Below are 14310 nucleotides of genomic sequence, written 5' to 3' on the forward strand. Positions count from 1 at the left end.
CTTATTCGAGGCGAGAACCATGTCCACGCAACCACACGACGTCGAGCAACTCATCAAACGCGAGTACAAGTATGGGTTCAGCACCGATATCGACCAGGAGGTTCTGCCGCCGGGTCTGAACGAGGACGTGATCCGCGCGATCTCGGCGAAGAAGCGCGAGCCGGAGTTCATGCTGAACTGGCGGCTCGAGGCGTACCGCCACTGGCTGACGATGCGCGAGCCGAACTGGGCCCATGTGCATTACCCGAAGATCGACTATCAGAAGATCTCGTACTACGCCGCGCCGAAGTCGAAGGACGACGCGCCCAAAAGCCTGGACGAAGTCGATCCGAAGCTGCTCGAGACTTACGAGAAGCTGGGTATTCCGCTGCACGAGCGCGCGCGCCTCGCCGGCGTCGCGGTCGACGCGGTGTTCGACAGCGTCTCGGTCACGACCACGTTCAAGGAGAAGCTCGCCGAGGCCGGCGTGATCTTCTGCTCGTTCTCGGAAGCGGTGCAGAACCATCCCGAGCTGGTCGAGAAATACCTCGGCACCGTGGTGCCCTCGGGTGACAATTACTTCGCGGCGCTGAACGCGGCGGTGTTCTCCGACGGCTCGTTCGTCTACGTCCCGAAAGGCGTGCGCTGCCCGATGGAATTGTCGACCTACTTCCGCATCAACGCGATGAACACCGGCCAGTTCGAGCGCACGCTGATCATCGCCGAGGAAGGTTCCCATGTGAGCTACCTCGAAGGCTGCACCGCGCCTCAGCGCGACGAGAACCAGCTGCACGCGGCGGTGGTCGAGCTGATCGCGCTCGACGACGCCGAGATCAAGTACTCGACGGTGCAGAACTGGTACCCGGGCGACGAGGAAGGCAAGGGCGGCATCTACAATTTCGTGACCAAGCGCGGCGAGTGCCGCGGGCGCAACAGCAAGATTTCCTGGACCCAGGTCGAGGCCGGCTCGGCAATCACCTGGAAATATCCGAGCTGCATCCTGAAGGGCGAGAACTCGGTCGGCGAGTTCTACTCGGTTGCGGTCGGCAACAACTTCCAGCAGATCGACAGCGGCACCAAGATGATCCACATCGGCCGCAACACCCGCAGCACGATCATCTCCAAGGGGATCTCGGCGGGACGTTCCAACAACGCCTATCGCGGGCTGGTAAAGGTGCTCGGCGGCGCCGAGGGCGCGCGCAACTACACGCAATGCGACTCGCTGCTGCTCGGCGACCGCTGCGGCGCGCACACCTACCCGTATATCGAGGTGAAACATCCGAGCGCGCAGGTCGAGCACGAGGCGACCACCTCGAAGATCGGCGACGACCAGATCTTCTACCTGAAGCAGCGCGGCATCTCCGAGGAGGACGCGGTGAACATGATCGTGAACGGCTTCTGCAAGGAGGTCTTCGGCGAGCTGCCGATGGAATTCGCGGTCGAGGCGCAGGCGCTGCTCGCGGTGTCGCTGGAAGGCGCGGTCGGCTGAGCGAGCGACTGTAGGAGCCTGCCCAGCAGGCGCCATATGAACCAGACACAACGGGAACGCCGATGAACGTGCAGGAACTGATGGAAGCCTTCCAAATGCTTCCGGACTGGGAAGACCGCTACAAGCTGATCGAGGATCTCGGGCGGCATCTGCCGAATCTGCCTGAAGATCAGCTCACCGAGGACAACCGGATCAAGGACTGCAACACCCGCGCCTGGCTGATCGCGCATCTGAACGACGAGAACCCGCCGAAGCTGGTGTTCGAGGCCGACGGGGAAACGGCGACGGTCCGTGGTCTGATGGCGCTGATGCTGCTGCCTTTCCGGGACAAGACGCCGGAGGAAGTGCTGGCGACCGATCCGGACGACCTGTTCGGCCCGATGGGGCTCGAGAGCGCGCTCAGCCCGACCCGGCGCGCCGGAATGGAGGCGCTGCTGTTCCGCGTGCGCGAACTCGCGGTCGAGCACGCCGCGACCGCCTGAAGCGATGCGCCGCGTTCCAACCATGCGGGCGGAACAGGCCGCAGGCCGTCATCCGCTGCCTTTGTGCCTCGGCGGTCGGACGCCTGGCTTCCTGCCGGCGCCGCCGGCGGATGACGCTTCGCTCTTCCGCCCTACGGTTCTGGCCGGATGTAGGGCGGAAAAGGCCGCAGGCCGTCATCCGCCGATGTGGCCCCGGTTGGGGCGCACAACAGAATTCAACCCGAGGGGCCGAACGGCCTGAATGCTTTTTCCAGGAGAACACGCAATGCTGAAGATCAACAACCTGCAGGCCCGGGTGGAAAACGGGAACCCGATCCTCAAGGGCATCGACCTCGAGGTGAAGCCGGGCGAGGTCCACGCGATCATGGGCCCGAACGGTTCCGGCAAGAGCACGCTGTGCCAGGTGCTCGGCGGCCGCGATGGCTACGAGGTCACCGGCGGAAGCGTCGACTATCTGGGTCAGGATCTGTTCGAGCTGGAGCCGGAAGAGCGCGCCCGTGAAGGCCTGCTGCTGGGTTTCCAGTACCCGGTCGAAATCCCGGGTGTGAAGAACATCTACCTGCTGAAGGAGGCCTACAACGCGCAGCGCAAGCACCGCGGCGAGCCCGAGGCCGATACCTTCCAGTTCCTGAAACTGGTGCGCGAGAAGCTGCAGACGATGCAGATGGACGAGAGCTTCCTGCACCGCGCGGTCAACGTCGGCTTTTCGGGCGGCGAGAAAAAGCGCAACGAGATCCTGCAGATGCTGGTGCTCGAGCCGAAGCTCGCACTGCTCGACGAGACCGATTCCGGCCTCGACATCGACGCGCTGAAAGTCGTCTCCGACGGCGTGAACAAGCTGCGCTCGCCGGACCGCGCCATCGTGCTGGTGACCCACTACCAGCGCCTGCTGAGCCATATCGAACCCGACTTCGTGCACGTGCTCTCCGGCGGCCGGATCATCAAGTCCGGCGACAAGACGCTGGCGCAGGAACTCGAGCGCAATGGCTATCAGGGCATCATCGAGGAGGCGGCATGAGCGCGAACGCCCTGAGCCAGCATTACGCCGACCAGGTCCAGCACCTGCAGGAAATCCTCCCGGAGGGGCTGCCCGAGTGGCTCGCCGGGCGCCGTCGCGGTGCCGCGGTGCGCTTCGCCGAGGCGGGCTTCCCCGATCCGCGCATGGAGGAGTGGAAATACACCAACGTCCGGCCGATCGCGACCAAGCCGTTCGTCGCGGCGGCCGGTGACGCGGACGTCTCCGCCGACACCGTGCGGGCGCTGGGCTTCGATGGCCTGGATGCGTACCGCATGGTGTTCGTCGACGGGCGCCTGCGCCGCGACCTTTCGAACCTCGCCGGGCTGCCGGAAGGCGCGGTGGTACAGGGCCTCGGCGAGGCCCTCGCGACCGATCCCGACCCGCTGGAACCGTTCCTGGCGACACTCGCGCACGACCGTTTCTCGAGCTTTGCGGCGCTGAACACCGCGTTCATGAACGACGGCGCGGTGGTGCGGCTGGCGCCGGGCGTGCGCCTCGAGCGGCCGCTGCACCTGCTGCTGCTCGGTTCCGCCGGCGATGCCCCCACCTGGAGCCATCCCCGCGTGCTGATCCAGGCAGGCGAGGGCGCCGAGGCCACGGTGATCGAGCATTATGCCGACCTGCCCGGTGCCAACGGCTTCACCAACACCGTGACCGAGTTGCGCGCGGAGGCCGGCGCGCGGGTGCGCCACTATCTGCTGCAGGACCATGCCGACGGCGCCTACCATGTCGGCAGCGTGTTCGTTCAGCAGCGCCGCGACAGCCGGGTCACCTCGCACAACGTGAACCTGGGCGGACGCCTGGTGCGCCACGACCTGAACGTCGACCTGACCGAGCCCGGCGCCGAGATCGAACTGCTCGGACTGTTCCTGGCCGGCGGGCGCCAGCACGTCGACACCCACACCCGGGTGCATCACCTGTCGCCGCACACCACCAGCCGCGAGCGCTACCGCGGCATCGGCCAGGGTCACGGCCGCGGCGTGTTCAAGGGGCGGGTATTGGTCGATCAGGGCGCGCAAAAAACCGATGCCCAGCAGCACAGCGCGAACCTGCTGCTGTCGCCGAACGCCGAAATCGACACCAAGCCGGAACTCGAGATCTATGCCGACGACGTGAAATGCGCCCACGGCGCGACCGTCGGCCAGCTCGACGAGACCTCGCTGTACTACCTGCGCAGCCGTGGCATCGGCGAGGCCGAGGCGCGCGAGATGCTGGTCTTCGCGTTCGCCGACGAGGTGCTCGAGAGCATGGACCTGGAACCGCTGCGCGCGAATATCGAGGCCCGCCTTGCCGCCCGCCTGCCCGGCGGCATGGCGATGGCGGCTACAGCGCCGGCGTAGGTTCGCCCCGACGCGTAGGGCGGAAGAGGCCGAAGGCCGTCATCCGCCGATCCGGCGGAGTTTCGGCCCCGACGCGTAGGGAGGAAGAGGCCGAAGGCCGTCATCCGCCGATCCGGCGCAGGTTCGGCCCCGACGCGTAGGGCGGAAGAGGCCGAAGGCCGTCATCCGCCGATCCGGCGGAGTTTCGGCCCCGACGCGTAGGGCGGAAGAGGCCGAAGGCCGTCATCCGCCGATCCGGCGGAGTTTCGGCCCTGGCGCGGGCAGGCATGGCGAGCGCCGAGCGGCGGATGACGCTGCGCTTTTCCGCCCTACGGGGAACGCATCCGGTTTTTCCGGCCATTGAACAGCGATTGAGGACACCAGCAGATGCACGTTCAGGAAACGATCAAGCTGAGCCGGGACTGCCCGGCGGTGGCCGTGCCCACGGGACAGCGCGTGTTGCTGGGCGACGGCGGCGAAGTGGGATTGGTCCAGGCCCTCGGCGGCTCCTACACGGTAATGGCGCAGGGCCGCCTGTTCCGGGTCGACTCGAAGGATGCCGACGCCCTCGGCAAGGAGCCGACGCCGCCGCCCCAATTGCCCGACGACGCGTCCGACGAGGAAGTCGAGAAGCTGATCTGGGACCAGATGCGCAGCTGCTACGACCCCGAGATCCCGATCAACATCGTCGATCTCGGCCTGATCTACCGCTGCGACATCGAACGCAGCGCCGGTGGCGGTCGCAAGGTGTCGATCGACATGACGCTGACCGCGCCCGGATGCGGGATGGGCAATGTGCTCGCCGCCGACGTCTGGCAGCGGGTGATGGATGTCCCGACGGTCGAGGAGGCCAAGGTCGAGCTCGTTTTCGATCCGCCCTGGGACGCCTCGCGCATGTCGGAAGCCGCCCGCTTGCAGACCGGGATGTTCTGACGCGCGCAGCAACGGCACGGCCGTCTTCCGTGACGGCCTTCCGATTCCGCTCTCCCATTCGAGGGGAGGGACACTGAACTGACACTGCGATCGATGCGGCCTGCGTTGGGCGTGCGGCCGAGCGGGCACGCGTTGAACGCAAGGAATCTGGAACATGGAGTCAAACGATGAGTGATTGGGTGGACGTGGCCCCTGCCGGAGAGATCGAACCGGGAAAACACAAGCTCGTCAACGTCGACGACGTGCCCATCGCGGTCTTCAATATCGACGGCCGCTATTACGCGATCGAGGATCTGTGCTCGCACGAGGAGTACCCGATTGCCGAAGGCGAGGTGAAGGACGACAGGATTACCTGCCCGCAGCACGGCGCCGAGTTCTGTCTGCGCACCGGTGCGGCACTGACGGCCCCGGCCTACGAGCCGCTGACCACCTTTCCCGTGCGGATACATGAAGGCGTGGTACAGGTGCGCGATGATCGCTGGGATTGAACCGTGTAAGGATATAGCGCGTTGTGCGACGGCCCGTGCCAGGTGAAGGGCGCGGCTCGTGCAGCGACCGGTGGTTCGAATCCGGGCGCAACCGCATGGCTGACGAATGACCAGGAGAACCTGCAGATGAACGCAACGGTGATCGAAACCCGGGACAACACCGCCGACGTGCCTGCGGCCGAGCGCGTGAAGGCAACCGACAAGGCGGTGCGGCACATCCTGAAACAAATGGAAACCGATCCATCCGCGATCGGCTTCCGGCTCGAAGTCAAGCGGACCGGCTGTTCCGGCTGGATGTACGTGGTCGACCTCGCCCGCGAGCCCCGCGACGACGACCTGATCTTCAATGTCGCCGACGGGCTGGACATCTTCGTCGACAAGAAGAGTTTCGAGTTCGTGCATGGCACCGAGATCGACTTCGTTTCCGAAGGGCTCACCCGGCACCTGGTGTTCAACAATCCCAACGTGACCGCCGAGTGCGGCTGCGGCGAGAGTTTCTCGATCGACTGACCCGCCGGGCGTACCCGCGCCGGCCCGATCCCGCCCAGCCAGTGCGCCCGGCGCATGGGCCGCAGGGCAGCGCCGGGCCGCCTCTGGCCCGCCGTTTGCGGATCCCGTATCCTCTCGCCCCTGAACTGGCCTCGCAGGGACGCATACCATGTCCGGAAACGAAACGCTTGCCGTGATCGGCCTCGGCTACGTCGGTCTGCCGCTCGCGGTGGAGTTCGGGCGCCACCGCCGGGTGATCGGCTTCGACAAGAGCGCTGAGCGAATCGCCGAACTGCGCGCCGGCCGCGACAGTACGCTGGAGGTCGAGCCCGCGGAGCTGGCGCAGGCCATCGGCCTCGAGTACACCACCGATCCGCAGCAGCTGCGCGAGGCGACGATCTACATCGTCACGGTGCCCACGCCCATCGACGTGGCCCGGCAGCCCGACCTGACGCCGCTGATGCATGCGAGCGAGACGATCGGCCGGGTGCTGAAGCCCGGTGACATCGTGATCTTCGAATCGACCGTGTACCCGGGAGCGACCGAGGAAGTCTGCGTGCCGATCTTGGAGCGGTCGTCCGGGCTGCGGTACATGACCGGCGAGCAGGGGGGCGGCGATGCAACACGGTCTGCCGCACCGACCGTCGCCGCCGACGACGGCTTCTACTGCGGCTACAGCCCCGAGCGCATCAATCCGGGCGACCGCGAGCATCGCGTGACCACCATCCGCAAGGTCACCAGCGGTTCGACCCCGGAAGTCGCCGAGCGGGTCGACGCACTGTACCGCGAGATCATCACCGCCGGCACCCACAAGGCGTCGAGCATCCGCGTCGCCGAGGCGGCGAAGGTCATCGAGAATACCCAGCGCGACGTGAACATCGCGCTGATCAACGAACTCGCGCTGATCTTCAACCGCCTGGGCATCGACACCGAGGAGGTGCTGCAGGCGGCCGGTACCAAGTGGAACTTCCTGCCGTTCCGTCCAGGCCTGGTCGGCGGTCATTGCATCGGCGTCGACCCGTATTACCTCACCCACAAGGCACAGCAGATCGGCTATCACCCGGAGATGATCCTGGCCGGCCGGCGCATCAACGACGGGATGGGCGCCTACGTGGCAGGCCAGCTGGTGAAAGCGATGCTGAAAAAGCGCATCCAGGTCGAGGGCAGCCGTGTACTGGTGATGGGGCTCACGTTCAAGGAAAACTGTCCCGACCTGCGCAATACCCGCGTGGTGGACATCCTGCACGAACTGGCCGAGTACGACGTGCAGGTGGATGTCTGCGACCCCTGGGCCAGCGTCGAGTGCGCGCAACGGGAATACGGTATCGAGCTGATCCGCGGCCCCGAACCGGGGCAGTACGACGCCATCGTGCTCGCCGTGGCGCACCGCCAGTTCAATGCGATGGGCGTTTCCGGGATCCGCGCCCTCGGCAGGCCCCGGCACGTGCTCTACGACCTCAAGTACCTGTTCCCCGCGAACGAAACCGACCTGCGGCTGTAGGCGCGGCCGGCGGATACGGTTGGACCCACGCGGCTCGCTACGGGCACCCGAGTCCGACAGGCTGCTAGAGGCGCAGTGCCGTGCGCAGATCGTCGACCCGGTTCGTCTGCTCCCAGCTGAAACCGGGTTCCTCGCGTCCGAAATGGCCGTAGGCGGCGGTTGCCGCATAAATCGGCCGCAACAGATCCAGGTCGCGGATGATCGCGGCAGGGGTCAGGTCGAACACTTCCCGCACCGCCTGCTCGAGGCGATCCTCGTCCACCTGCTGCGTACCGTGGGCGTCGACCCGGATCGACACCGGATCCGGCCGCCCGATCGCGTACGCGAGCTGCACCGTGCAGCGGGTCGCGGCGCCTGCGGCGACCAGGTTCTTGGCCACCCAGCGCGCGGCATAGGCCGCCGACCGGTCGACCTTGCTGGCATCCTTGCCCGAGAACGCGCCGCCGCCGTGCGGACAACTCGCGCCATAGGTGTCGACGATGATCTTGCGTCCGGTAAGCCCGGTATCGCCCTGCGGCCCGCCGATCTCGAAACGACCGGCGGGATTGACCAGGCAGCGCATCTGCGGCGCACGCAGGGATTCGGGAATCACCGGCTCGATCAGGTGGCGGACGATCTCGCTCTCGACCTCGGCGTCGGAGATCTCGCCCTGGAGCTGGGTCGAGAGCACCACCGTTTCGACCTGCGCCGGCCGTCCGTCCATATAGCGCACCGAGACCTGCGACTTGGCGTCCGGACGCAGCCACGCGAATTCCGGAAGCCGGCGCAACTCCCGCTGGCGCCGCATCAGCCGGTGCGCCAGTTGGATCGGCAGCGGCATGCATTCCGGCGTCTCGTCACAGGCATGGCCGAACATCAGCCCCTGGTCGCCCGCGCCCAGCGCGCCGCCCTCGCGATCGACGCCTTTCGCGATCTGCACCGATTGCCCATGGATGCGGACCAGTACCTCGCAGCGGTCCGGGTCGATTCCGGGAAACCCCGCGTGGTAGCCGGTACTCCGGAGGACGTCTCGCGCCAGCGCCTCCAGCTCGCCCTGCAGGCGTTCGAGATCGGCCTCCCGCGCGAGCCGAAACTCCCCGGCGAGCACCACGAACCCCGCGGTCAGCAGGGTTTCGCAGGCCACCCGGGCCCGGGGCTCGAGTTCCAGGCAACGGTCCAGCACATGGTCCGAGATCCGGTCGGCCAACTTGTCCGGGTGCCCGTCGGAAACCGACTCGGAGGTAAACAGCCAGGATCGTGTCATGCAGGAAGGGCCTCCACAGAGTGCGCCGAACGGCGGGATCGCTGTGCGCCTATGGTGCCACCGGCCTTCGCAGGCGGCCATAGCCGATGCGGTCTCGCGGCTGCGCGAATGCCCCCTCAGGACGGAACCTGAACGGCTCCGTCGAGTACGCCGGGGGTCCCGACGATCGACCGCGACGGGGTTCCTGCCCGGCTGCGGACGCGCTGCCGGAGGTGCCTGGGCGGAATCGCAGGTGGTTACGCCGGTCGGCACTGATTATCGTCCGCCTGCCGGAACGGAACCGGAACGGAAAAAGCCCCGGGGGAGTTACCCCCCGGGGCTCTTGTCGCTCGGCACCGACCCATCCTTGGACCGTCCGTGATACTGCCGGGTCATCCATGACTGCCGTCTATGGCGACGGCTCGAGTATCCAGGATTGGGCTGTGGGAATGCAACCCCCCTGGCCAAGATTGTGATCGCAACCGCTTCGCGGGATCCGATCGCGAGCAGGAGTGCGGTCGGCCTGCCGAATGGCCGATCGGGTGTCGGATGGCTCGAGCGCTTGGCTGGCACCAATCGGAATGCCTTGCGCCTGGGGCATGGCCGATGGCCGGAACGTTCCGGGTTACCAGCTCCATACCAGGGGAATCAGCACCAGGGCCACGGCTGCGGTGGCCAGATTCATCGGAATACCGGCGCGCAGGTAGTCGGTGAACCGGTAGCCGCCGGGGCCGTAGACCATCAGGTTGGTCTGGTAGCCGAACGGGGTGGCGAAGCTTGCGGAGGCCGCGAACATGATCGCAATCGCGAACGGGATCGGACTCGCGCCGAGATCGCTGGCAACGGCGAAGGCAATCGGGAACATCAGTACTGCCGCGGCATTGTTGGTGATCAACGCGGTGAACAGGGCGGTTGCCAGGTAAACCATCGCCAGTTGTGCCCAGGGATGCGGGCCGGCCAGGCCGGTGATTCCATGTGCCAGCGTCTGCGCCAGACCGGTGCTCTCCATCGCGGCGCCCACGCCGAAAGCCGCGGCTATGGTGAACAGAACCGGCCAGTCGATGCTGGCGCGGGCGGTTTCCAGCGTTACGCAGCGGGTGACCACCATCAGTGCGGCCGCCGCGAGGGCGGCTTCCAGCATGCTCAGCAGCCCGGCGGTGGCAGCGGCCACCATCGCGACCAGAATGGTCAGCGCCAGCAGCGCGCGTTCGTGCCGGGGCGTGGCGGAGCCGTCGATCTGGCTGATCAGGAAGAAGTCGCGGCGGTTGCGATTCTGCGCGAGGAACGCCGGGCCGGCCTCGACCAGCAGCGTGTCGCCAGCGCGTAGCCGGATCTCGCCGATCTTGCCGCGCAGGCGTTCGCCGTTGCGGGCCACCGCGATGACGACCGCGTTGTAGCGGTTGCGGAAGCGCCCGTCGCGGATCGTTTCGCCGACGATCGGGCAAGTGTCGGAAACCACGACCTCGAGCAGCGCCCGGTCCGCGCGGTGGCCGTCGAGCTTGAATACCTGATGAGTGGCGGGGGACAGGCCGCGCATCTTCTGCAAGTCGACCATGGAGTCGACGACTCCGACGAAGATCAGCCGGTCACCGCCGCGCAGCCGTTCCTGGGGCGAGACGGCGGGGAGCAGCGTGCCGTCGCGGTCGATCTCCATCAGAAAGCCGCCGGGCAGGTTGCGCAGCCCGGCGGCTTCGATGCTCTGGCCGACCAGAGGCCCGTTGGGATCGACCAGCATTTCCAGGGTGTATTCACGTGGATCGTCGATGTCGCCGATGGCCGGCCGGCGGTCGGGAAACAGCCAGCGGTTGCCGACGAGCATCAGCGCCAGCCCGGCCAGAGTGACCGGCACCCCGACCCAGGCGAGGTCGAACAGGTTCAGCCCGGTGCCGGTGCGTTCGATCAACAGGCCGTTCACGACCAGATTCGTGCTCGTGCCGATCACGGTGATGGTGCCGCCCAGGATCGCCGCGAAGGAGAGCGGCATCATCAACCGCGATACCGGAAACCGCAGCTTGCGCGCCCAGTCGCTGACCGCCGGAATGAGCATGCCGACCACGGGTGTGTTGTTCAGGAAGGCGCTGGCGAACGCCACCGGGGCCGTGAGCCGGAGCTGGGCGCGGCGCAGGGAGCGGGGTTGCCCGAGTAGCCGGTGTCCGACCCACTGAATGCCGCCGGTTTCGCGCAGCCCCGCGACGACCACATACAGCGCACCGACGGTGATCACCCCCTGGTTCGCGAAGCCGGAAAACGCCTGTGCGGGGCTGATGATTCCGGCAAGCAGCAGCAGGATGACGCTGCCGATGAAGACCAGATCGGGTGCCGCGCGACTCAGGGACAACACGGCGAGCATGCCCAGAATCAGGGCGGCGGTGAACCAGGCTTCGATCGGCATGCGCGCGTTCGCGGTCTAGGCAGGGCTTGGGGGCGGTGCGGGTCGATGTCCATGTCCGGTGTGCTGGATCGGCATGGACGGCGCAGCGGTCAGGGGTTGGTTCCCGGCTGCGGGGGCGCGAGGATCCGTTCGATCACGCGTTCCGCTGCAGCGCCGGGGTCCATCCGGCTGGTGTCGATATGCAGTTCCGGGGCTTCCGGCGGCTCGTAGGGCGAGTCGATGCCGGTGAAGTTCGCCAGTTCGCCCCGGCGGGCCTTCCGGTACAAGCCCTTCGGGTCGCGCTGTTCGGCGATCGCCAGCGGGACGTCGACGTACACCTCGAGGAATTCGCCCTCGGCCAGCAGATCCCGCGCCATGCGTCGTTCGCTGCGAAACGGCGAGATGAACGCGGTGAGCACGATCAGCCCGGCATCCACCATCAGTTTCGCCACCTCCCCGATGCGGCGGATGTTCTCGACGCGGTCGGCTTCGGTGAAGCCGAGATCCCGGTTCAAGCCGTGACGCACGTTGTCGCCGTCCAGCAAATAGGTGTGGTAGCCGAGCCGGTGCAGGCGCTGCTCCACGTGGTTGGCGATGGTGGATTTTCCGGAGCCCGACAGGCCCGTGAACCAGATCACGCAGGGCCTTTGCGCCTTCTGGCGTGCGCGCGCGCTCTTGTCGAGATCGACGTGCTGGAAATGGATGTTCTGCGCACGCCGCAGTGCGAAGTTCAGCAGGCCCAGCCCCAGGGGTTCGTCGGTGTCGCGGTCCAGGATCACGAAACGGCCGGTGGCGGGGTCCTCCGCATAAGGGTCGAACGCTGCCGGACGGTCCAGGCTGATGTTGCACACCGCGATGCGGCCAGCGCACAACTGATCCGCGGCGAGCCGTTCGAGTGTCTCCGGGTTCACCTGGTATTTGATGTCGGTGACGGTAAGTTCGGCCCGCTGCGCGCCGATGCGGGCGGCGTAGCGGCGGCCCGGGAACAGGGGTTCGTCCGCGAGCCAGAAGATTCGGGTCTCGAACTGGTCGGCGACCAGCGCCGGGGCGTCCACGCTGGACAGGATCGCCCCATCGGGCAGTGGCAGCGGGGGATCCAGCGTGAGCGTCACGTCCTCTCCGGCGCGCGCTTCCTGCTGCGGACCGTGTCCGCCGACGATTCCGGTAACGCGGCTCTCCCGGCCCATCGGCTGGGCGCGGATGCGATCGCCCGGGCGGATCCGACCGCTGGCGACGGTGCCGGCGACCGGTTCGGGAACCGGCGCTCCCGCGGGCGCCGGGGTGCGAACCACCAGACGGAACGGACGGTCTTCGGCGGCTCGGTGTTCCAGCGTGCCCGCCCCCAGCCATTCAACAAGGCCGGGGCCCGTGTACCCGGAACTCGACCCGGCAGGCATCGAGCCGTGGTCGCGTGGGTCGGTATCGACCGGAATGGTCGCGTGGGTCTGGACGCCGACGCGCGCGGCGAAGTCCTCGAGCTCGCGGGCAAGCGCGTGCAGACGACCCTCCGCGAACCCGGAGTCTCCCAGGCGGTCGACCGCCAGTGCAAGCCGTGGCACGCGCAGCTGTGCCAGCAGGTAGATGAGTTGGAGCAGCGCTGGGGTCAGGCCGGTGTCGGCGTCGGTGAGCAGAACGACCGCGTCCGCGGTGCGCAGTGCGTCCAGAGTGGCGAGGTCCAATGCGCCGGGGTGCAGGATTCCGGAGATCTCCAGGCCTGGCGCAGGGGCGTTGTCGGGTCTGGACGCCCCGGCAGCTGCACGGGATTCGCGTTCCCGCGTTGCGTCCCGATCCGCGATTGGGGGGCGGGCGGCTCCTGCGCGCATGCGCAGCTGATCGACCAGCGTTGCCACGGCAGCTTCGCGTACGCCGCCCAGGGCCACGCGCAACGGCCGGTCGATCAATGGAATGCTGCTTGAGGGGTCCGCCACGGCGGTTCCTGTTCGGGACATGAAGGCTCCTTGCTCCCTGCGCGTCGATCACCCTCGGAACCAGGGTCTGGCCAGTCTCCGCGATACGCCTCGCGGCTGCAAGCGACAGGCTCCCAGGGTATTTCCGTATGCGTTCGTGGCCCGTTTTCACCCTCCCGGGCGCCCGAGGGCATCACGGTCAACGTGAAAGAACCCGCGGCGCGCATCCGGGGTGACCTGTAGGGCGGAAAAGCGCAGCGTCATCCGCCGCTCGGCGTTCGCACCTCCCCGGCGTCTGCGGCAACACCCGCGCCGGATGGCGGATGACGGCCTTCGGCCTTTTCCGCCCTACGCCTCTTTCATCATCGGGGGTGGCCGCTGGCCATGACGGTTAACCCGGTGCTGCGGACGGGGAAGCGCCGGTTGACGATGCGAGGCGTTACCATGCGCGTTCGGTGAACCGCGGACGACCCCCGCGTGACAGCAAGGAGCCCAAAGATGAGTGAACAGATCGACCGAAAGGCACTGGATCAGCTCTTTTTCGAAGCCCGTACGCACAACGAGTGGCAGGACCGCCCGGTTCCGGACGCGTTGCTGCGCGAACTCTACGATACCCTGCGCTGGGCGCCGACCAGTGCCAACTGCAGTCCGGCCCGCATCGTGTTCGTGAAGAGCCCCGAGGCGAAGGAAAGGCTGCTGCCGGCACTGATCGAGGGCAACGTCGAGAAGACCCGGATCGCTCCGGTCACTGCGATCATCGCCCACGATCTGGATTTCCCGGAGACTCTGCCGCGGCTGTTCCCGCATACCGATGCGCGGTCGTGGTTCGAGGGAAACGACCCGCTGATCGAGTCGACTGCGTTTCGCAACGGCAGCCTGCAGGGGGCCTACCTGATCCTGGCGGCGCGCGCTCTGGGGCTGGACTGTGGCCCGATGTCGGGGTTCGACCCCGAGAAGGTCAACGAGGCGTTCTTCGCTGGCACCCGGATCCGTGCAAACTTTCTGTGCAACCTGGGCTATGGCCGGCCGGAGGCGCTGTTCCCCCGCAGCCCGCGCTTCGACTTCGACGACGTTTGCCGGATCGAGTGAGGCGGGCGCCTGCGGGAGATGCG

General features: G+C 67.0%; 12 protein-coding genes and 1 pseudogene. 10 read left to right on the forward strand and 3 right to left on the reverse strand.

Annotated elements, in window-relative coordinates; translation table 11 throughout:
• Positions 1–19: 19 nt before the first annotated feature.
• The 8 genes from sufB (at position 20) to tviB (ending at position 7698) form a co-directional block, all read left to right on the forward strand.
• Positions 20–1468 (forward strand): Fe-S cluster assembly protein SufB, encoded by a 1449-nt coding sequence (gene sufB / locus THITH_RS07050; RefSeq protein ID WP_006747788.1) that lies wholly within the window; start codon positions 20–22, stop codon positions 1466–1468.
• Between the two features lie 62 nt (positions 1469–1530).
• The gene (locus THITH_RS07055; protein ID WP_006747787.1) at positions 1531–1950 is read left to right on the forward strand and encodes a SufE family protein; all 420 of its coding nucleotides are present in this window, start codon (positions 1531–1533) and stop codon (positions 1948–1950) included.
• A 265-nt stretch (positions 1951–2215) separates the two neighbouring features.
• Positions 2216–2968: a Fe-S cluster assembly ATPase SufC gene (gene sufC, locus THITH_RS07060; RefSeq protein WP_006747786.1), complete on the forward strand. Its 753-nt coding sequence runs from the start codon at positions 2216–2218 to the stop codon at positions 2966–2968.
• Positions 2965–4308, forward strand: a complete 1344-nt coding sequence (gene sufD / locus THITH_RS07065) for a Fe-S cluster assembly protein SufD (protein WP_006747785.1) — start codon at positions 2965–2967, stop codon at positions 4306–4308. Before sufC ends, sufD begins: the two co-directional genes overlap by 4 nt.
• A 366-nt stretch (positions 4309–4674) precedes the next feature.
• Entirely contained in the window at positions 4675–5220 is a 546-nt protein-coding gene (gene sufT, locus THITH_RS07070; protein WP_006747784.1) for a putative Fe-S cluster assembly protein SufT, read from the forward strand.
• Between the two features lie 167 nt (positions 5221–5387).
• The gene (locus tag THITH_RS07075) at positions 5388–5708 is read left to right on the forward strand and encodes a non-heme iron oxygenase ferredoxin subunit (RefSeq protein ID WP_006747783.1); all 321 of its coding nucleotides are present in this window, start codon (positions 5388–5390) and stop codon (positions 5706–5708) included.
• 126 nt (positions 5709–5834) lie between these two features.
• Positions 5835–6218, forward strand: a complete 384-nt coding sequence (locus THITH_RS07080; protein ID WP_006747782.1) for a HesB/IscA family protein — start codon at positions 5835–5837, stop codon at positions 6216–6218.
• A 148-nt stretch (positions 6219–6366) separates the two neighbouring features.
• A complete protein-coding gene (tviB, locus tag THITH_RS07085; RefSeq protein WP_006747781.1) occupies positions 6367–7698 on the forward strand; it encodes a Vi polysaccharide biosynthesis UDP-N-acetylglucosamine C-6 dehydrogenase TviB in 1332 nt (443 codons plus the stop codon).
• A 64-nt stretch (positions 7699–7762) separates the two neighbouring features.
• Here tviB and metK read toward each other — a convergent pair whose 3' ends face one another.
• The 3 genes from metK to cysC form a co-directional block, all read right to left on the reverse strand.
• Positions 7763–8941 carry a methionine adenosyltransferase gene (metK, locus tag THITH_RS07090; protein WP_006747780.1) on the reverse strand — a complete coding sequence of 393 codons (1179 nt, stop codon included), beginning with the start codon at positions 8939–8941 and terminating at the stop codon, positions 7763–7765.
• 604 nt (positions 8942–9545) lie between these two features.
• Complete coding sequence (locus tag THITH_RS07095; protein ID WP_006747779.1) at positions 9546–11312, reverse strand: SLC13 family permease; 1767 nt, start codon at positions 11310–11312, stop codon at positions 9546–9548.
• Between the two features lie 89 nt (positions 11313–11401).
• Positions 11402–13240 (reverse strand): adenylyl-sulfate kinase, encoded by a 1839-nt coding sequence (cysC, locus tag THITH_RS07100; protein WP_006747778.1) that lies wholly within the window; start codon positions 13238–13240, stop codon positions 11402–11404.
• A gap of 150 nt (positions 13241–13390) precedes the next feature.
• Between cysC and THITH_RS19155 the strand changes: the two are divergent.
• Both THITH_RS19155 and THITH_RS07105 read left to right on the forward strand, forming a co-directional pair.
• Positions 13391–13586, forward strand: a pseudogene (locus THITH_RS19155) (hypothetical protein).
• Between the two features lie 110 nt (positions 13587–13696).
• Positions 13697–14287, forward strand: a complete 591-nt coding sequence (locus THITH_RS07105; protein ID WP_006747777.1) for a malonic semialdehyde reductase — start codon at positions 13697–13699, stop codon at positions 14285–14287.
• Positions 14288–14310: the final 23 nt, after the last annotated feature.

This window comes from Thioalkalivibrio paradoxus ARh 1, assembly GCF_000227685.2.
Lineage (GTDB): Bacteria > Pseudomonadota > Gammaproteobacteria > Ectothiorhodospirales > Ectothiorhodospiraceae > Thioalkalivibrio > Thioalkalivibrio paradoxus.